A 20469-nucleotide genomic window follows, 5' to 3' on the forward strand; every position below is an offset into this window, starting at 1 on the left:
ATTTAAACTGTTAAGTAATGGACATTTACTAGAGAATTGTTAATTAAAGTTAAAAAATTTATATAGAATGAGGAAATAAGTCATGAAAAAAACATCTATTGATAGAAGAAAAATACGTACTAAAAAGATGATTAGGTCTGCTTTAGCAGAGTTAATAGACGAGAAAGGATTTAACAATATATCGGTTACTGACTTAACTCAGAGGGCAGATATAAATAGAGGAACTTTCTATTTGCACTATGTTGACAAGTATGACTTGTTAGAGAAGATTGAAAATGAAATCATACAGGAAATTGAAGAAGAGACTAAACATCTTGATTCAGTCAACATGATGAATCTAGATACCTCGAATGAGCCTCTTCCATTTATGGTAAAGCTTTTTGAATATTTTAGAGAAAATTCAGTAATTATTAAAGCGATTTTAGGTCCAAAGGGTGACCCTACTTTTGAAAGAAAAATAAAAAGATTTATTGGAAGTAATTTGTTTGAGAAACAAAAGATTAAAAATTTTAATATAGATGAGGCAGTAATTTCAGAAGAATATTTTATACAATATATACTTTCAGCAGACTTAGGTGTAATTCAACACTGGCTTGAAAAAAACATGAAAGAATCTCCTGAGGAAATGGCACTGATACTTGCTAGAATGTCGTTATTTGGTCCGTTAAGGGCAGTAGGTATTCGTAAAGATGTATGATAAATTTTAGATATTAAGTAAGTATACAAGGAGTTGATAAAATGGGTTTGTTTAAATATTTAAAAGGTGTTCTTGTAAAAAGAGGACTCCCATTTACAACATTTTATAGTTGATTTAGGGTGAACTATCTATGTAGTATGATAATAGACCTTTGGAACACTTGAAAAGAAACCATAGAAGATTCTAGTGAACTTATGATAATAGACGATATATAAATCAAAACTTTAAAGGATATAATAAAAGATGCAACAATTTATTACAGGTACTAAAGGATACATAGAAGAGTACAAGAAAAGGGGTTATATAAAAATCGATTTTTTAATCAAATTTCAGATAGCCCCTTTATGTATTAAAAATAAGTAAAGAGAGACTACAAACTATTTACGTTAGAGTGTCTCTTAATTGAATAAGCACACCAAATTAATTTGATGAATTACTTGAGTTGTTATTAAGGTGATTCTTAATTTTTTTGCAATGTTTTTCTAAATTCATCTATTTCTTTGAAGAACCTATTCAAATTCTAAACCAATTTAATTTATGTATTATTTAATTTACTTTAATTTAGCAATATCATTCCAATTTTTAGATGTAACAATCTCTATATTGTTTAAGTCATTTTTGATATCTGATGTATCTTCTACTAATGAAGAGGTATGTTTTATTACAGCATCTAATGTATTTCTATTAATTTTTACATCTGTTTTAATCTCTGTAATGTCAGTTTGCATTGTATTAAGTCTGTTGTTAGTTTCAACTTGTCCAGTTTTTAAATCTTTAATGTCATGTTCCATATTGTTTAGTCTACTATTAATTCCTTTGATTTCTCCTTGCATTTCATGTAATAATGTTAATATTTTTTCATCCATACCGTCCACACTCCTATTTTATTATTATAACATAATTTAAGTGTTGTATTCTGCAACGGTTATATTATATTTAGTTTTTAATAATTTTTTTTATTAATTTTATACAAATATATGATGAATCATTTTGGCTACTGCTATTCTTAGATTTATATTTATAGAGTAATTCAATCCTTTTTCCTTAGAATAACCCACATAAACATTATGCGTAAAGAGGAAGGACTTATTTCACTAAAAGCTGAGAATCACAAACTAAGAGAAAAACTTTTAATCAAACTTGAGACATCCTTTTTTATTTTATTTTTTAACTATTATATAGATAATAAACTTTAAAAAATTTATATAATATATCTCTAAAAATAGGAGTTTAATTTGTTATATAATTAAATAGAACAATAGAAGGATGGTGTCTTTAAATGAAGTTAAAGAGAATAAATAAACTACTTGCAACTACAATGATAACAACTATGTGTATTACTCCATTAACAAAGCTGTAAAGGTAAAAGGTGGTTGGGATATATATCTAAAAAAATCAGACCTTTCACTTATAAAATCAACTGGAGTTAATGGGATAATTGGCATCCTTTCAGCGTTAATTACAGGAGTTGGAGGAGCTGTAATCGGAGTTATAGCAAGTTCTATAGTTCACTATGGTATTAGACCCAAAAGGCGGAATGATATACAAAATAAGAACTAAGAAGGTAACTATAGGAGTTGCAGGAGAAATTGAAGAATATTATTGTCAATCAGTAGTTTACCAATAGAAATAAATAGAAATGAGTTGATATCTATGAATATTGGAATATTGTTATCAAACATAATCCTTGCTTTTTCAGTAGTGTTTGTAGCAAAAATGATAAAAAAAAGATGGTTAAAAGTTATAATAATTATTTTGTTAGTATTTATAGCGACTTTGATAACATATTTTACTAATGGATACCTATAAAATAATTAGGGAAAATCAAATAATTTGTTTAGAAGATTCGAAAGTAAGTAATATTATTAAAAATCATAAATTAGCAAATACAATAAACGAAGTATCATTGCATGAATTTAGAAGGTTACTTGAGTATAAAGCTACTTGGTATGGAATATTAATTTTTGTAATAGGAAATACATATCTATAAAGTCAATTATGTAATATATGTGGTAATAAAAATAAAGATGTAAAAAAACTTAGTACTTAGAAAATGGGTTTGTCTAGACTGTAATACAGAGTATGATAGAGACATAAATGCTAGTTATTACACTAAAAGAAGGATTAAGATTAGTGGGTATGGAACAGCCCGTAGAGCATATGAATTATTAGTGCAAAAATAATATCGAACAGGAATCTCTACCTTCAAATGTTACCAAAGGTAGTTAAGGTGAAGTAGTTCAATTCGTTGTTTGTACATTTATAGCTAGAAGTATGAGATAAATATATTAAACAATAAAATATAATTTATCAAGGATAAATTTTTATTTTTTTATGCTATTGTAGACATCTGGAATATATAGAGTTATGTATAATACAGCAAATAAAGTTGTCAGTAGAAAATCAAGGTCTAAAAGTAAACTGATTTCTATATCTATAAATAGACCTATTGTAAATTCTATAAATTTATTGAGTTTCAATTAAATCACCATCCTTTTATTTTTTACCTTCAATCTAGTCAAAAAAATATGTGTCCATAAAAATATAAAGAATAATTTGTAAATTTAGCATAAAGTTGTAGTTGTTAGGGTGACTCTAAAATCATATTCTAGCTTTATAATTTTATCATAAAAAAGTAGTTTATACTATGATTTTAACATTTATTATTTATCAAAAAAGTATTGTAATTTACATGTATGGCATCAAAATATAATTTATTACATAAGCTGTAAAATTATATATCATATGTAAAAAAATATTGTATTTAATATCTCTAGTTTCAATATAAATATATACCATTGATGCTGAAATAACTATTCTTGGAAGAATTGATATTAACAGTGATAGAGGTATATTAAATCTAGGAAAACCACAACTAGAATAGTGCATAGTTAAAAAAAGTATAATATTGGCTACAACTGCAATGTTTTTTACAATATGATTTTTCATATCTAACAAGCTAGAGGCAATATTAAAAAATAGACCTCTAAATATTAATTCTTCTAAAAATGGAACATATGTAAAAGCAGCTATAAAATCAATCATTCCAAAATTTGAATCAGAGTCATATCCCTCTGTTAATTTAGAAATAAAGATTGATGTTCCTATGGCAAATATTATTGATACCATTAGTAGTGATAATATAGTTGATATATGTTTTTTGTCGTATTTAAAGAGACTTTTTAAAGAAAGTTTTTTATAAGTATTTTCTACTATGTTTTCATTATACATTTTAGCTAAGATTACTACTATTATAAAAGAAATTATAAAAGTTGAGATAGTTTTAATCATCTGATTTTGTATTGCACTGTTAATTGATTGAAAAGCTGAAGTAATAAAATACACAAAAGCTATGAGTAAAGATATTAATATTGCTAGACAAAAGTTTATAAAATATTTTTTTACGTATGAAAGGTTCATAAATCCTCCTAAAAAAGTAATCATTTTAAGATTAATTTTAAAATGATTAACATTAAAATAAATAGTTATAGTATTAAAATAAATAGCTGTAGTATTAAAATAGTTAGCTATAGTGAAAAAATGATTAATTTTAAACTGAATAGCTATCATAAAATTATTGATGTATGAAAAATTTTACCTATGATATAATGATATATTTAAATATCATGTATGTCTACATTAATATGAATAATCCCATTTTTTAGAGAGTAGTACATTTTTAGAAATTAGGTGATTCTTTTGTATTTAAAGATTCTGTTTTTTCTTTTATGGATATGAAAAGAGCCATTAATATTGATAGATTAATGGCTTATATTAAAATATTAAATTTGAATTTGTCTGAGTTACATTATATTTATTAGTTGTAGATTTTTTGTTTTGTCTATGTACTCAAATACCAAGTATACCCATACCTATCAAGTATTTCAGCAGCACCATCATTTTCATCTGGTGGTGGGTGAGGTAAAAAGTTTTGTACAAGTATACCACCCTCGGCAAGTTTTACAGATATTTCTTCAATTACTTCTCGAGATGGCAACACAACACAAATTGCCATGCCAGAAATTACAACAGGTTCTTCTGTGTCTGCACCCATTATACAACCATCATATTTTGTGAAAGTGACACTTGCATGCATAACAGGGTTGTTTGGGTTGTTGTTTAGTCTTGCAAATCGAGTTTTTCCACCTCCAAAAGCCTCAGCATAAAAGTTAAAAGCTTCTTCACAAGTATTATTAAATGTTAAATATGGAGTTAATATGGTTAACATCTCCTTCCCTTAGTACAAAATGTAAATAATTTATAGTTACAATTACTCTACAAATTAAGAATAACTAACATTAGTATATCAGAAATACTGATAACAAAGAAGAGAGTGTATGTTATTTTCCATATTAATGACTCATATTTTTCAGATAAATTGAAATTTATATTACTGAAAAAGAAAGTCTTGAATATTTGCAAAACCTTGATTATCGCAATAATAAACAGCTTGACTTGATTTATCATAAACTATTGAAGATTCTGCTATCCATTCGCCTTCACTTTATTTGATTGCTTCCAGTATCTCAAAGACTTTTTCTACAATCATACTAACTGATTCCGATAAAAGTTTATTTACTGTGCTATACATCTTGGAAGAAGTTCTTGTTCTGCCTTTCGTACTGTCAACAAGAGAAATGTCTGTCATAATTTGAAATTCACCTTGCTTAAGAGGAGAATAGACTAGTAGTATAAACAATGGGGAAGTTTGTAGACTTATAATGAGTAGTAAGAAGATATGAGGATATACTCTTATACAAATTGAATCGAAAAGTAGATAATGGTAAAATAAACTTAGAAAAAGCAATAATGCAGTTTATAAAAATGGAGGGATTATAATGGATATTCAAAAATGTGAAAAAGCTTCCTTTACTGTTATTGGGAAGGAAGGTTCTACTGCCGATGGTAAGGAATTTATCCAGCGACTTTGGGAAGATGCCAATTCCCATTTTAATGAAGTAGCTCATCTAGCCAAAAAGGATGATGATGGGAATATTTTAGGAGTATGGGGTGCAATGTCTGATTTTTCTCATTCGTTCAACCCATGGGAAAATGGATTTTCACAGGGTTTGTACCTTGCTGGAGTAGAATGTCTGGATGATGCAGAGCCACCGATTGGTTGGACAAAGTGGATTGTACCAAGCTATGAATATATCTATGTAGAAAATGAGGGTAATGATACTTTCCAAAATGTCATTTTGTATCTACATGAAAACAATATTGCTCTTGCTGGCTCGGTACATGATTTTAATTGTCCTGTAACTGGCAAAGGATATATGTTTTTCCCAATACGCAGATTATAAGTAGACTTATATATGAAAGTAATGAGTGCTTTCGTTTACTTTGATTCGGTAAAATATTCATTTTATGCAAATTTGTAGCTTTTTATACGAACAGTAATCCGAGCTTATAATACACTCTTTCACGATTGTCTGAATAAAAAATAGCGTTTATTTTAGTATGTTATAGTTTTTAATATCGCTAGGAATGAGTATGAATATGGGTGTTCTTGTAATATTAGAAAAAGGATAAAGTAATAAAGTAGTGCCAAATTAGCGACCGAATAAAATAACAGCTTGTGAGAAGCTTTAAAGTGATATATTTTCATTTTACAAAACTGTATTAAAATCGTAGAATGAAACAAGTGTCAAGTGGTTAATGAATATTTGGCAAATACAGCTAATTAGTTTAGGGGGGGAAATCAATGGAAATTAAAATTGTAAATGAGGATAAAAAGCAGTTTATTGATTTACTTTTGCTTGCTGATGAGCAAGAATCTATGATAGACAAATATCTTGAACGTGGAGAGCTGTTTACCTTGTATGATAATGAGTTGAAAAGCATATGTGTGGTCACGAGTGAAGGCTCTGATACGTGCGAGCTTAAAAATATAGCAACATACGAAAAGTGGCACGGTATGGGATATGGCAGTAAGCTTATTCAATATATTTCAACATTTTACAAAGATAAATATAAAGAAATGCTTGTCGGAACGGGCGATATTCCTTCAATTATACAGTTTTATGAAAAAAATGGTTTTTACCTTTCTCATAGGATTGACAACTTTTTTATAGACAATTACGACCACCCTATATTTGAAAATGGGGTACAGCTTGTGGATATGGTTTATTTAAAAAAAGAGTTATAATTATGTTAATCTTATTGGTATAAGGAGCTGATACGAATACGGGTAATTCAATAGTGGCAAGCAGTACATGAGTATACACACTTGTGTATTTTGCTTGTTGGAGGTATGCACCAAAAGTATATGAATACCACTTGCAGGGGAGGTTATGCTCCTAGATATTAGGTATTCATATTTGCAACATTAAAAGAATAGCTTGTGTTGCTTAAATGGCACTAATCCTACAACAATAACCTATGAGAAGTTATGAGACAAAAAATTAAATTATCTAAAAAGCCTTATGCAATGCCGGTTTGAGGAACGACTTATGATAAGTTATGTAACTATTTTATGGTAAGATACAGAGAGTTTACTATAAAAAATAAAATCGTCATAAAAAGTGTAGTATATCTATAAAAAGATGTTTAGATAATTAGATTTCAATGTTTTAGTTATGATAAGACTTATTATTTTACTGTAAAAAAATCAAATATAGATATACTAGTAGACAATATTACTAAAGTTTTTTATACTCCAAGTTTATAAACTAGAGGGAATAGATGGAATTGTGATATATCTGAAAGAAACCCTAAAATTAACTTTGCTTAGGTGGAGTTTTTTTTGCTCTTATATACTGAATAATGTCGAGTAAGTCTGCATCTTCTAAAATATGATATTTAATCCAACCACCATTATTGCCACAAGGATAACGATTGACCCAGAGTTCTTTAGCTTTTGGTGTTAAGGCAACTAGCATTTTTTCCACTGCTGGAACTTGCTTGTCACCTATCTGAATCATAACAGTAAAGGCACCTTTTTCAAAGAATGCATAACATAGATGAAAAGATTTATGACTATATTTGTAGCCCCAACCATAATTGTTTCCAAAAGGAAATCGAAGTTCTTTTGATAAACTGTATTGAGTTTCAAGATAAGTTTCTAACTTGCATAGGCGTGTATACCCATCTTTACCTATGTATTCGATTATTTGAGATAAGCAAGGTTTATTATTTTTTTCAAGCATACGTTCATACATTAGATTTCACTCCTTAAACATATAATTTGTAATTAAAACTATTATCTTCTTAGACATATAATTTGTAATTAAAACTATTATCTTCTTAGACATATAATTCGTAATTAAAATTATTATCTCCTTAGACATATAATTCGCAATTAAAACTATTATCTCCTTAGACATATAATTCGCAATTAAAATTATTATCTCCTTAGACATATAATTCGCAATTAAAACTATTATCTTCTTAGACATATAATTCGTAATTAAAATTATTATCTCCTTAGACATATAATTCGCAATTAAAATTATTATCTCCTTAGATATATAATTCGCAATCAAAACTATTATCTCCTTAGACACATAATTCGTAATCGAAACCAGTATCTCCTTAGACATATAATTTGCAATTAAAACTAATATCTTCTTAAATATATAATTTGTAATCAAAACTAGTATCTTTCATGATAATATTTATAGTATAAATTTAAGTCCTTGTTAAGCTTATAAGTAAGCCAAGGGCTATTTTTATATATATTTTCATAAAATATCTTATTTTTACTTTTAGTATAGCAAAGTAATTATGACAACAGTTTGTCATGTTTTGTAAGTCTTATACATGTAGTATGTATAAAATACAAAGTAGTTAATGTTAGCAGTTAATATTAATGTACAGAAAAGGCGGAAAAAATATGATATTTATCTATGTTGGAAAATAATGTAAAATAGTGATAAAATATAGTTTATAATATAAAAGGAAAATTATATTATAATTATATGTATTTTATTGGAGCTGTGTATTTAAATACTGTAGAATTTATGTTAATTATTGCTAAAAATGCATAATACTACGTTGTAAGGTTTTATAAACTTCTAATTGAAAGGGGAGAATCCAAATGGATAAAAGATACTTAAAATCCAATGTGTTTGAAGCTTTTCAAGATAGACTTTCTTATATTTTCAGTGAATTTGATTATATCTATGTATCTTTTAGTGGAGGAAAAGATAGTGGCTTATTATTGAATTTAATTTTGGATTATAAGAGAAAGCATAATATAAGTTCCAAAATTGGAGTATTTCATCAAGATTTTGAGGCTCAATACAGTATGACAACTGAATATGTTGAAAAAACGTTTGACGAGAATATTGAAGATATTGAACCATATTGGGTATGTCTACCAATGGCTACAAGAACAGCTGTAGGAAATTATGAAATGTTTTGGTATCCGTGGGATGATGAGAAAGAAGAGCTATGGGTAAGAAAAATGCCAGTCAAAGAATACATAATAAATCAAGAAAATAACCCATTTGTCCATTATAAGTATAAGATGAGGCAAGAAAGTTTAGCAAAACAATTTGGCAGGTGGATGAGAGATAAGCATAAAGGTGCAAAAGTTGTTTGTTTATTAGGAACAAGAGCGTCAGAATCTTTACAACGCTATTGTGCTATTGTAAATAAACAGCATGGATATAAAGGAAAATGCTGGATAACTAAGGAATTTAAAAATGTCTGGACAGCATCTCCTATATATGATTGGGAGTTAGAAGATGTTTGGCTAGCTCACTATAAATTCAACTATGATTACAATAAAATTTATGACTTGTTCTATAAAGCTGGAGTAGCTCCAAGAAAAATGAGAGTAGCATCTCCTTTTAATGATTCAGCGAAAGATAGCCTAAATTTATACAGGGTATTAGACCCAGATGTATGGATGAAATTGGTTGCTAGAGTGCAAGGAGTTAATTTTACTTCTATTTATGGAAAAACAAAAGCCATGGGGTATCGTAGTATTGCGTTGCCAGATGGACATACTTGGAAAAGTTTTACTCAATTTTTACTAGATACTTTACCTGAAAATATAAGAAATAGTTATATTAAGAAATTTACAACATCTATTGATTTTTGGCACAATAAAGGAGGAGGTTTGCCAAAAGTCGTTATACATGAATTGATAATGAAAGGATATGAAATAGAATTAAATGGAGTTTCAAATTATACAAAAGACCAAAAAATTAGAGTTAAATTTTTAGGTGATATACCTGATGATACAGATGATATTAAGTTTACTAAAGATATACCAAGTTGGAAAAGAATGTGTTATTGTATTTTAAAAAATGACCATATGTGTAAGTTTATGGGATTTAGCCCGACAAAAGAACAAAGAATTAGGACAGAGTATATTAAGAAAAAATATGAAAAAATTCATGAGATAGGAGTTAAGATGCTATGAAATATAAAAGTCCTGTATATGGAATCATCTCAGTACCAATTGAAAAGATAGAATCTAACGACTATAATCCCAACACAGTAGCCCCACCAGAAATGAAGTTGCTATATAAAAGTATTAAAGAGGATGGGTATACAATGCCAATTGTTTGTTATTATAATCAGGAAAAAGACAAGTATATTATTGTAGATGGTTTTCATCGTTATAGGATAATGCTTGAAAATAAGGATATATATGATAGAGAAAATGGACTTCTTCCTGTTTCAATAATTGATAAGTCTCTTGATGAGAGAATGGCAAGTACTATTCGACATAATCGTGCAAGGGGCTCACATAATGTGGATTTAATGAGTACTATTATAACTGAACTTTGTGAAATTGGAAAGTCTGATGAATGGATATCTAAGCATCTAGGCATGGAGATTGATGAAATTCTTAGATTGAAGCAAATAACTGGATTAGCTTATCTATTTAAGGATAAAGATTTTAGTAATTCATGGATTCCATCTGATTTTGATACTAGAGGAGAAAATTAAAAATACATATTAAAAGTGAAGAGTTTTAGCTATATATAAATACTGAGAAAAGGGGTTGTCTAAAAATTGATTTTTTTTTAATTAAATTTTGAGTTCAACGCCTTTTTTAGATTTTTATATGTTAGTTCTTATTACTTTTTTTTTTTTTATCAAGATAATAATCTGAACTATTTTCGTGCCGTCTTACCAAGTGTACAACCTAATGTTATAAAAAATTTATATGAAAAGGACTATGAAGATAATGATAACAATATTGAAAAATTAAAAATTCTTATAACTGATTTGCCAACAGAAAATATAGATAGTTTTACCAAACAAGCCTATATAGATAATAAATATGACTTTTTACATATTCTTAAAAATTATACTTCATTAGAAAAAATAGAATAAAATCCAAGTCCAAAAGTAGCTAATATACTTTTGGACTTTATCATAATACCCAATAATCCCCCAAAAACACTACTGAAAAGAAGATTTTGTGTTATTTATTTTCAAATTAGTCATATTTATATACCACTTAGTTAATATAAAACTAATATTCGTGAAAGGGTGTTAAGTATGAAAATCTTATTTATATACCACTTAGTTAATATAAAACCCCAAAATAAATCTGGCATTTTCAATACTTCCATCCAAACAAAATATTAAAAATCGCAGTGAGCCACAAGTAGTGTTTTTTGATGTTTTTCAAAAATGCCTTGTAACTCAGCTGTTTCAAACATTACATCGTTTCTTTTTAAAATATTGTACACTGCATATTTATATATATTATATCGTAATTTATCTAATAAAAATCGTGGTTTGTCAATTGAATTACTCATATAAAACAACTTTTTTTAACATTATTGATAGTTTTATCTATAAATTATATATACACTTTATCTATAATTTTTTATGATTTTTAATTGTAAAAAACAGAGTATTTACAACTACTCTGATTGCTACTTATCTAATATAAAACAGTGAATCTTTAAGATTATTATTTAAAATCATTACATCTATTTATTTAACTATCAACAGTGCAAACCTGCCAATGATTGACTTTATGACAATGCAACCAGCAACTACAAAAAGTGCAGCTTTCGGGTCATAGATGATAGGAATATTCCATTTAAATATTTGTGTTACCGTAGTTAGTAATGCAATTGCACCAAAAATGTATCCCATAATTGTGAAGGGGTGAGCAGGTACGTTGCTAATAAATTTACCAATTGTTGGCATAATCATACACATTGCAAATCCTATTACGCCCAAAGTAATGACAGCTAATCTAGGTCCATTAATAAATAATATTTGCTTATCAGATAGCCCTGCATAAACAATTAAACTAGTTATAAACCACTCTACTACCAATATTCCAATTCCTTTCATCGTTTATCACTCCTTCAAGTAGATTTTATTGAATATCGTAATATGTCTTTCTAAAAAGCATATCGCTTCTTCATATTTTTCAGGCTGATTGTCGTATTTTGATAACAGCAAATATAAAGGTGAATAAAACTGCAAGGCCATTACCATTGGATTGGCATCAATATAAACTCCATCATTTATTAAACTAGTGAACACACCTGATATATAATCTAAACCTTTGTCTATTATCAATTTCCTAAAAAATTTACCTGCCTCAGAAGTTCTATACTGTTCTAATGTCAACATTCTACGCAGTTGAGAACCATACTCCGTTTTGAGATAGAAGTTAAACATTGTAATGCTAATACGGAATAATTCCTCTCTTACATCATTTTCTCCTGAGAGGATATTGGTCATGTTTTCAGGGAGAAGAGTAGAAACTTCTTCTTGATAACGACGCTCAATGTCTTTTAGAATTGAGTCAAAAATATCTTGCTTTCCACTATAATGTTTATAAAGAGCACTCTCTCGTATCCCAATTTCTTTTGATATGTCGCGGATACCAACCCCATCATAGCCTCGTTCAGAAAATAATTTTAGTGCAACTTTTAAAATAACTTTCTTTGTATCCCGTGTTTCATTTTTTGGCATAATAACCTCCATCAATAAATATAGTGAGCAATCGTTCACTAACATTATAGTTAACAAATGTTCACTTGTCAAGAAGGGGACTAAATTATATTCTCACACTATTATTTATGAGCATTTCTGAACTTTGATTTATATCCCACTTAGTTAATATAAAATCCCAAAATAAATTGGGTATTTTCAATAATTTCATTGAGTGATAAGTAGTGTTTTTTATATTTTTTAGAAAAACCTTGTAAGCTAGTTGTTTCAACCATTCCATTGTTTCTTTTTAAAATGTTGTACACTGCAAATTTATATATTTATTATAAGATAAATTATCTAATGAAAATTTCGGTTTATTAACTAAATATAATACTTTTGTCGCCTAGATTCGATTATAATATTATATAAAGTAATATGAATATAGAGGGGGGTGAAATTATGACAATTAAAGAATGTTATCAATCTTTTGGTGGAGCTTATCAGGATATATTTAACCGTTTTCGCTCAGAAGAACGTATAGAAAAATATATTAATAAGTTTTTACAGGATAAGTCTTTTCAGACACTTAAATTATCGTTAGAAACAGGTAATATTGAAGAGGCTTTCAGGTCTGCACATACATTGAAAGGAGTTTCTCAAAATCTTGGATTCAACAGATTAGCAGAATCATCTCATTCTATTACAGAAGCACTTCGTAAAGAAGACATTATTAAAGCTACTTCATTATTTTTACAGGTAAGTGAAGATTACAACACAGTGGTTGCTTCTATCAAGGAATATCAAGGTTCTACTAATAGAACTTAAACTTTAAGAAAGGAACAAATAATATATGTTTCAGAAACTAATAAAAACGAACATAAACCTATTATCAAAAATAATGTCAGGCATCATATTTGTGATAGTTATTATATACTATGTAATAACTATATATAGTTCTAATACTATGAATGAACAAATGAACATAGTCAGTGAACATCCATATACTGTGTCTGTTGCAATAGGTGATGTTAAAGCTAATCTGACATTATTACGTGCATTACCAGAACGTTTATCTTACTCCCAGGCCTCTGATGTAATAACTGGGATAAAAACACATTACAGTTCTATTGATAAGTCAATGACAGAATTAATTAATCTTTTAGATGAGCGTTACCTAGCTGATAAACAAAGTGTTCCAGCCATGCGTTCACTTTATTCTCAACTGTATAATGACCAGATAAAAATGTTGAAAATGGCTGAATCACAGAACAATACAGAGGAGGATATAGAAGCATACTTTTCAAAAGAAATACAACCAAAACTAGATAAGCTGGATGCATTATCTGTTACTATCACAGAAGGTGCAGGAAGAAAACTTAACCAATATTCCGAATTAGTTACCAATTCTAAAAAAATAATGGTCATAATGGGTAGTATTCTTAGTGGATCAGTTTTAATTGCTATTATTTTTTATCAATACATACTGAGACTTAAATACAAATCTGAAGAAGAAATGAATTCTGCTCTAGCTGAACTTGAAGTAGAACAACGTGCAAATTTGGCAAAATCTCAATTTTTATTTAATATGTCTCATGATATTCGTACTCCAATGAACGCTATTATTGGTCTTACTGTAATTGCAGCTATGGATATTGATAAGAAGGATAAAGTAAAAGACTGCCTAACCAAAATATTGTCATCTTCACGTCATATGTTAGGACTAATTAATGATGTTTTAGATATGAGTAGAATTGAAAGTGGAAAAGTTTCACTAAATGAAGAAGATTTTAAACTTCCTGAACTAATAGATGATTTTATTAGTATTACATATCCACAAGCTGTTGAGAAAGGTATACAAATGGAAATCAATGTTAGTGATATCTCTCATGAAAAAGTGATTGGAGATTCCTTACAAATTAATCGTATTATGACAAATATTATAGGTAACTCCTTGAAGTTTACACAACCTGGTGGTAAAATTGGTTTAACTATTCGAGAGTTGCCACCAACTACAAAAAGTTATGGCAGTTATCAGTTTATAATGCGTGATACAGGAATTGGTATGTCTGAAGATTTTATAAAAAAGATATTTCAACCTTTTGAACGTGCAGAAACTTCCACAAAAAGTAGAGTAGAAGGTACAGGACTTGGTATGGCTATTACAAAGAATATTGTAGATATGATGGGGGGTCAAATTCAGATTGAAAGTGAACTTGGTAAAGGTACAACATTTATAGTAACTATTCCTATTAAGTTACAGACCTGTGAAGAAGAAACATTTGATTATAGTAAATTATACGATTTGCGTTCACTAGTTGTAGATGATGACGAAATTGCATGTGAAAATACAGTAAGAATTATACAGGAAATAGGCATGAATTGTGAATGGGTACTTAGTGGTATTGAAGCCGTGGAGAAAACAAAAATGGCCCATGAAATTAACCAAGATTATCATGTTGTTATTATAGATTGGAAAATGCCGGTCATGGATGGTCTACAAACAACACGTCAGATACGTAAGATAGTTGGTGATGAATTACCAATTATTGTTCTTACGGCATATGATTGGGCTGACATCGAAGAAGAAGCAAAATCAGTTGGTATTAATGCATTTTTATCAAAACCAGTGTTCAAATCCCGTTTATATCACATAATGAGTAACTTAACATCAAGTGAAAAAACAAAGGAAACAACCAATGTAAATGTAGCTGAAAGTAAGCAAACTTATTCAGGTCGTGTCCTTATAGTTGAAGATAATGAAATAAATATGGATATTGCAGAAGAATTTATTAGTTATTTTGGTGTAACCACAGAAAAGGTATGGGATGGATTAGAGGCTGTCAACCGTATTAAAACAGTTGACCCAGGATATTATGACTTAGTTTTTATGGATATCCAGATGCCAAAAATGGATGGTTATGAGGCAACTCAACAAATCCGTCAGTTAGAAAAAGAAAATAATATGAACCATCTTCCTATTGTGGCTATGTCCGCAAATGCTTTCATTGAAGAAGTTAACAAAGGATATGCTTGTGGTATGGACAATTATATCACTAAGCCTATTGAACTTGAAACTCTTAACATTTGTTTAAAAAAATATCTAAAATAAATATTATAAAAATGATTGTGTTGTCACAAAAGGGGGCGATATATGATGATAAATAATGAATTTAAAGAAACTCAAATGGCAAGAAGACAAAAAATATTAATTGTTGATGATACTGAAATTAATCGTGCAATCCTCACTGATATGTTAGAAGATGAATATACAATCATAGAAGCAGAAGACGGAATTAATGCTATAGATATATTAAGCACTAACACAGAAATTGATCTTATTCTATTGGATATAATGATGCCAAGAATGGATGGATTTGAGGTATTAGCTATAATGAACCAATACCATTGGATTGAAAATATACCAGTTATTATGATTTCAGCTGAAAATGCATCTTCTTATGTAAATCAAGCTTATGGACTTGGAGTAACGGATTATATCAATCGTCCTTTTGATGAAACAATAGTGCGTAGACGTGTTGTAAATACTCTTATGCTTTATGGAAAGCAAAAAAAATTAGCTCAGATGGTAACAGATCAGATTTATGAAAATGAAAAGCAAAGCAAGATTATGATAAATATCTTAAGTAATATTGTTGAATTTCGTAATGGAGAAAGTGGACTGCATGTACTACATATTTATACGTTGACAAATATGCTACTTAATCGTCTAGTAGAAAAAACAGATAAATATGATTTAACAGATTCAGATATTTCACTTATTAGCACAGCGTCATCTCTTCATGACATCGGAAAACTTACTATTCCAGATGAAATTCTAAACAAACCTGGTAAGCTTACACCAGAAGAATTTGAAGTGATAAAAACGCATTCTGTGGCAGGAGCATCTATGCTGAAGACATTAGCCTTTTATAAAAATGAACCAATTGTCAAAGTTAGCTATGAAATTTGTCATTGGCATCATGAGCGTTATGATGGAAGGGGGTATCCAGATGCTCTTAAAGGAGAGGAAATTCCAATCTCTGCACAAATAGTTGCTCTCGCAGATGTATATGATGCATTAATCAGTGATAGGGTTTATAAAAAAGCAATTCCCCATGAAGAGGCAATCGAAATGATTTTGAATGGTGAATGTGGAGCATTTAATCCACTTCTACTAGAGTGTCTGATAGATATTTCTGACCATATTCAAGATAAGTTGCAAAATGATTTTTTAGCAACTACTGGTCCGATGAAACATCACGATATTTCTTCAAATATACTACAACATAAGGAGTTTTTGGCATCTGAGCGTACATTACAACTACTAGAAAATGAGCGTACTAAGTATCAATTTTTAGCTTTGATGTCTAGAGAAATTCAATTTGAATACATGGAAGCAACACATATAGTAACTTTTTCAGACTGGGGTACCAAACAACTTGGTTTAACAAAGTGTGCAATAGACCCATATCATAGTTCTGAGCTCTACAATATCATGGGTATAAATAATTTAAGAATATTAGATAGATTATTACGTCAGACGACTCCTGAATCTCCAGATATCCATCATGATTTTCAAATTCAGATAGGGGATGAGGAGAGATGGTATCATTTTATTTGTCATGCCCTATGGCTACTTGAGGATACTCCTCACTATATGGGAGCAGTTGGAAAAGTAATTGATATTAATGAGGAGCGTAGTCAGCTTATAAAACTTCAACATCTGGTACAACATGATTCTTTAACCCAGCTTTTAACTCATTCTTGTGCAAAAGAACAGATACAAAAGAGCTTTATGGATGAACCAGATAGTAAGTTTGCTTTGATTATACTTGACTTAGATAATTTTAAACAGGTTAATGATAGTAGAGGGCATATGTTCGGAGATAAAATACTTTGCTATACAGCACAATGTCTGAAAAATTGCTTGAGTAATAATGGTATTATCGCAAGAGTAGGAGGAGATGAATTCCTTGTTTTTTTTAAGTATAATGACAACTTCCTTGAATTTGTTGAACAGATTTTCCAATCTATTTGTGGGGAGTATAAGGGCTTTTTAATATCTGTAAGTATGGGTATATCTACTACTGAAAAAGCAAACAATCAATATGATGTGCTCTTTGAACAATCAGATCAAGCTCTTTATGCAGCAAAATCTGCTGGAAGAGGTATTTTTCGTCTTTACGATGATTCAATGAAAGATATATTTTCAACAATATCAGCTATTGAAAGTGAATAGAACATAAACAATATTATAGAATAGTAAAAAACATTTATTCTAAGTTATTGTTTATAATATGAGTAAAAACTTTATATCAATTATAAGTAAAGAAAAATAGAAGTAAATCAATTTTGATTACTTCTAAGTTTCTTGTTCAATTAATTACAAGTCAATACAAATTTATAATATAGTAATAGAAATGCTCACAGAAAATTATTTTTACTCGCTTTTAAATTTAGACATTATAAATAATTTTATATATAAATTATTTATATATCTTAAGAATTTTGGAGTAATGTAAAAGCAGGTAATCATGGTATACAGATGATTGATAGGTTTGATACCACAGATTTACCTGTAAAGGTGGCAGGGCAAGTAAAAGATTTTAATCCTTTGCTATCATTTTCTAAGAAAGAACTTAGACATAATGACTTGTACTGCCAATATGCAGTTGAGGCTACAAGGCAGGCTATTTCGATTGCATGTAATGAGAGTGGAATTAATATTTGTTGGGACCAACTAGAGCATTGGAGGCAATAGTTTGTATAAAGAAGATTGAAGAATAGTAGTAAGAAGAAGTGAAGTTAAAATATGGAAGAGTTAAAGTAAAAAAGGTCAAAATTAAAATAAAAGAAGCAAAATTAAAACGAAAGAAGAAAGAGTTAAGACAAAAAAGAACATAAATTATGGCTGACAGATGTAAGCTTTATATCATTCTTTCCTTTATTTTTCCAAAAATGTATTGTATTATTTATTCAGTAGTAAATACAATGAAATCATATATCAATAATCATTTAGTGTTTGCATTATAGTATCATTAGTTATATTTATTAAATATAATGAGTAAGTAATAAAGTAATCTATATTTAGTAAATTAAAAGCTATATTTGCTGATATTGTACAGAATTATTGGGAGAAGGAGGAAGAGCATGAAAAAGGATACATCTCATGTTATCAAACGGGCAGAGAACTTTCAGGTAATTTTAATTGGAGAAGGACTGATGGTTGGTGCTGTGGCTGGTTTGATTGTACTTTTATATAGGATACTTTTGGGGCAGGCTGGTATATGGCTCAGTCAAATCTTAAAGTTTGTAGAAGGTTCCACAGTAAAAATAATAGCTTGGTTTGCAGTGCTTGCACTACTTGCTTGGATTGTATCAAAGTTGGTGGACTTAGAACCGATGATTTCTGGAAGTGGTATTCCTCAGCTTGAGGGAGAAATGACAGGAAAAATCAAACAAGTATGGTGGCGTGTGTTGCCAACAAAATTTATTGGAGGATTTTTGGCACTTATGGGTGGTCTTGCATTAGGTAGAGAAGGGCCTTCTATTCAACTTGGTGCTATGGCAGGGAAAGGTATCTCTAGAGCACTTGACCGAGGTAAGACAGAGGAAAAGTTTTTGCTGACTTGTGGGGCAAGTGCTGGATTGTCAGCAGCATTTCATGCACCACTGGCAGGGGTTATGTTTTCACTGGAAGAAGTGCATAAGAACTTTTCAGTATCTGTTTTAATTTCTGTTATGACAGCATCTTTGACAGCAGACTATATCTCAGCTAATTTTCTAGGTATGGAGTCTGTGTTCCAGTTTGACATCGGGCATGTATTGCCACAGAATTATTATGGATTAATAGTGATTCTAGGTGTTATTCTTGGAGTTATGGGAGCATTTTATAACTGGTTTACTCTATATGTGCAGTCTTTATATAAAAAGATTCCTAAAATCGGTACATTTGGTAAACTGTTGATTCCATTCACTATGGCTGGTGTTCTTGGACTTATGATGCCTCAAGTGCTGGGAAGTGGGCACAATTTGGTGGAGGCACTTACAAGTCATGAATATCTTTTTGGAATGGTTGTTTTGATTTTTGTAGTACGTTTTATATTTTCGGCTGTAAGTTTTGGCTCAGGTGCACCAGGGGGTATCTTTTTTCCGTTGCTTGTGTTAGGAGCATTTATAGGTGGAATATTTGGAATGATAGGTGTGAAGGTTTTTGGAATGGACCCTGATTATATAAATAACTTTGTTCTTTTGGCTATGGCAGGATATTTTACAGCTATTGTACGTGCTCCTTTGACTGGTATCATATTGATTTTTGAAATGACAGGTTCTGTTAGCCAAATGCTTTCACTTTCTATAATTTCGATTGTGGCATATATTGTGGCTACTCTTATGAAGTCAAAACCTATTTATGAAAGTCTTTTAGAGCGATTACTTGAGAAAAATGGAGAACCTGCTTCTAAAGAGAGGGGAGAAAAGATATTAGACCAGTTTTCGGTTATGTTTGGCTCTCCTGTTGCCAACAAGAAGATTCAGGATATACAATGGCCAGAGAATTGTCTTTTGGTAGCTATTCAAAGAGGTGGTGAAGAGATTATCCCTAGAGGAAAAACTGTTCTTAAGCCAAGTGATGTGATTGTGACTATGACAGATGAGAGAGACAGTGGTGTTGTGTATGATAGGATGGAAAATTTGTGTAAAGAGAATACGTCACATATTTATAGATAAGTAATGATGTTGGATTTAGGCAAGTGTCAATGAGTGATTGATAAGAAATAAAAATGTGAATGTTTTAGATGTAGGTAGAAGAATTTGAAAAAATAAGTTAATTGAATATGTGTATTAATGAAATTATATGGACTAATGTATATTTATATTCTGTGAAAAGCTACAATAATGCAATT

General features: G+C 29.5%; 20 protein-coding genes and 1 pseudogene. 11 read left to right on the top strand and 10 right to left on the bottom strand.

All coding sequences use genetic code 11. The features are described from left to right. Window positions 1–82 precede the first annotated feature (82 nt). Complete coding sequence (locus tag ACTG48_RS03310; RefSeq protein ID WP_021383245.1) at window positions 83–697, top strand: TetR/AcrR family transcriptional regulator; 615 nt, start codon at window positions 83–85, stop codon at window positions 695–697. Window positions 698–1248: 551 nt separating this feature from the next. Here ACTG48_RS03310 and ACTG48_RS03315 read toward each other — a convergent pair. Next, window positions 1249–1533 (bottom strand): annotated as a pseudogene (locus tag ACTG48_RS03315) (plasmid stabilization protein); the annotation flags it as partial. Between the two features lie 959 nt (window positions 1534–2492). On the opposite strand from ACTG48_RS03315, the gene ACTG48_RS03320 reads away from it, so the two are divergent. Next, window positions 2493–2687, top strand: coding sequence for an IS200/IS605 family element transposase accessory protein TnpB (locus ACTG48_RS03320; RefSeq protein WP_021383244.1), 195 nt, complete (start codon window positions 2493–2495; stop codon window positions 2685–2687). A gap of 334 nt (window positions 2688–3021) precedes the next feature. Here ACTG48_RS03320 and ACTG48_RS03325 read toward each other — a convergent pair whose 3' ends face one another. The 4 genes from ACTG48_RS03325 to ACTG48_RS03340 form a co-directional block, all read right to left on the bottom strand. After that, window positions 3022–3177 (bottom strand): hypothetical protein, encoded by a 156-nt coding sequence (locus ACTG48_RS03325; RefSeq protein ID WP_021383241.1) that lies wholly within the window; start codon window positions 3175–3177, stop codon window positions 3022–3024. 208 nt (window positions 3178–3385) lie between these two features. Beyond that, complete coding sequence (locus tag ACTG48_RS03330) at window positions 3386–4117, bottom strand: CPBP family intramembrane glutamic endopeptidase (protein WP_479918119.1); 732 nt, start codon at window positions 4115–4117, stop codon at window positions 3386–3388. 421 nt (window positions 4118–4538) lie between these two features. Beyond that, window positions 4539–4925, bottom strand: a complete 387-nt coding sequence (locus ACTG48_RS03335; protein ID WP_479918120.1) for a VOC family protein — start codon at window positions 4923–4925, stop codon at window positions 4539–4541. A 276-nt stretch (window positions 4926–5201) separates the two neighbouring features. Continuing rightward, a complete protein-coding gene (locus ACTG48_RS03340) occupies window positions 5202–5345 on the bottom strand; it encodes a hypothetical protein (RefSeq protein ID WP_479918121.1) in 144 nt (47 codons plus the stop codon). Between the two features lie 190 nt (window positions 5346–5535). Here ACTG48_RS03340 and ACTG48_RS03345 point away from each other — a divergent pair, with 190 nt between their 5' ends. Both ACTG48_RS03345 and ACTG48_RS03350 read left to right on the top strand, forming a co-directional pair. Continuing rightward, a complete protein-coding gene (locus ACTG48_RS03345; RefSeq protein ID WP_479918122.1) occupies window positions 5536–6000 on the top strand; it encodes a GyrI-like domain-containing protein in 465 nt (154 codons plus the stop codon). 401 nt (window positions 6001–6401) lie between these two features. After that, a complete protein-coding gene (locus ACTG48_RS03350; protein WP_479918123.1) occupies window positions 6402–6845 on the top strand; it encodes a GNAT family N-acetyltransferase in 444 nt (147 codons plus the stop codon). 571 nt (window positions 6846–7416) lie between these two features. Here ACTG48_RS03350 and ACTG48_RS03355 read toward each other — a convergent pair. After that, window positions 7417–7857 carry a DUF3788 domain-containing protein gene (locus ACTG48_RS03355; RefSeq protein WP_479918124.1) on the bottom strand — a complete coding sequence of 147 codons (441 nt, stop codon included), beginning with the start codon at window positions 7855–7857 and terminating at the stop codon, window positions 7417–7419. A gap of 6 nt (window positions 7858–7863) precedes the next feature. Further along, on the bottom strand, window positions 7864–8094 hold the full coding sequence (locus ACTG48_RS03360; RefSeq protein ID WP_479918125.1) for a hypothetical protein: 231 nt from the start codon (window positions 8092–8094) through the stop codon (window positions 7864–7866). 641 nt (window positions 8095–8735) lie between these two features. On the opposite strand from ACTG48_RS03360, the gene ACTG48_RS03365 reads away from it, so the two are divergent. Then, window positions 8736–10070 carry a phosphoadenosine phosphosulfate reductase gene (locus ACTG48_RS03365; RefSeq protein ID WP_021383262.1) on the top strand — a complete coding sequence of 445 codons (1335 nt, stop codon included), beginning with the start codon at window positions 8736–8738 and terminating at the stop codon, window positions 10068–10070. Then, entirely contained in the window at window positions 10067–10603 is a 537-nt protein-coding gene (locus ACTG48_RS03370) for an IbrB-like domain-containing protein (protein WP_479918126.1), read from the top strand. The genes ACTG48_RS03365 and ACTG48_RS03370 overlap by 4 nt, the downstream gene beginning before the upstream one ends. Before the next feature lie 644 nt (window positions 10604–11247). Here the strand turns inward: ACTG48_RS03370 and ACTG48_RS03375 are convergent. From ACTG48_RS03375 to ACTG48_RS03385, 3 genes are all read right to left on the bottom strand, one after another. Continuing rightward, window positions 11248–11424 carry a hypothetical protein gene (locus tag ACTG48_RS03375; RefSeq protein ID WP_479918127.1) on the bottom strand — a complete coding sequence of 59 codons (177 nt, stop codon included), beginning with the start codon at window positions 11422–11424 and terminating at the stop codon, window positions 11248–11250. Window positions 11425–11605: 181 nt separating this feature from the next. After that, on the bottom strand, window positions 11606–11974 hold the full coding sequence (locus ACTG48_RS03380; protein ID WP_479918128.1) for a hypothetical protein: 369 nt from the start codon (window positions 11972–11974) through the stop codon (window positions 11606–11608). Between the two features lie 6 nt (window positions 11975–11980). After that, complete coding sequence (locus ACTG48_RS03385; RefSeq protein ID WP_479918129.1) at window positions 11981–12604, bottom strand: TetR/AcrR family transcriptional regulator; 624 nt, start codon at window positions 12602–12604, stop codon at window positions 11981–11983. A gap of 396 nt (window positions 12605–13000) precedes the next feature. Here ACTG48_RS03385 and ACTG48_RS03390 point away from each other — a divergent pair, with 396 nt between their 5' ends. From ACTG48_RS03390 to ACTG48_RS03410, 5 genes are all read left to right on the top strand, one after another. Beyond that, window positions 13001–13390 (top strand): Hpt domain-containing protein, encoded by a 390-nt coding sequence (locus ACTG48_RS03390; protein ID WP_479918130.1) that lies wholly within the window; start codon window positions 13001–13003, stop codon window positions 13388–13390. 25 nt (window positions 13391–13415) lie between these two features. Then, window positions 13416–15674: a response regulator gene (locus ACTG48_RS03395; RefSeq protein WP_479918131.1), complete on the top strand. Its 2259-nt coding sequence runs from the start codon at window positions 13416–13418 to the stop codon at window positions 15672–15674. A gap of 45 nt (window positions 15675–15719) precedes the next feature. Next, the gene (locus ACTG48_RS03400) at window positions 15720–17804 is read left to right on the top strand and encodes a bifunctional diguanylate cyclase/phosphohydrolase (RefSeq protein ID WP_479918132.1); all 2085 of its coding nucleotides are present in this window, start codon (window positions 15720–15722) and stop codon (window positions 17802–17804) included. 306 nt (window positions 17805–18110) lie between these two features. Next, window positions 18111–18326 carry a hypothetical protein gene (locus tag ACTG48_RS03405; protein ID WP_479918133.1) on the top strand — a complete coding sequence of 72 codons (216 nt, stop codon included), beginning with the start codon at window positions 18111–18113 and terminating at the stop codon, window positions 18324–18326. A gap of 389 nt (window positions 18327–18715) precedes the next feature. Beyond that, window positions 18716–20293: a ClC family H(+)/Cl(-) exchange transporter gene (locus tag ACTG48_RS03410; RefSeq protein WP_479918134.1), complete on the top strand. Its 1578-nt coding sequence runs from the start codon at window positions 18716–18718 to the stop codon at window positions 20291–20293. Window positions 20294–20469 lie beyond the last annotated feature (176 nt).

This window comes from Clostridioides sp. LIBA-6822 (assembly GCF_056688955.1).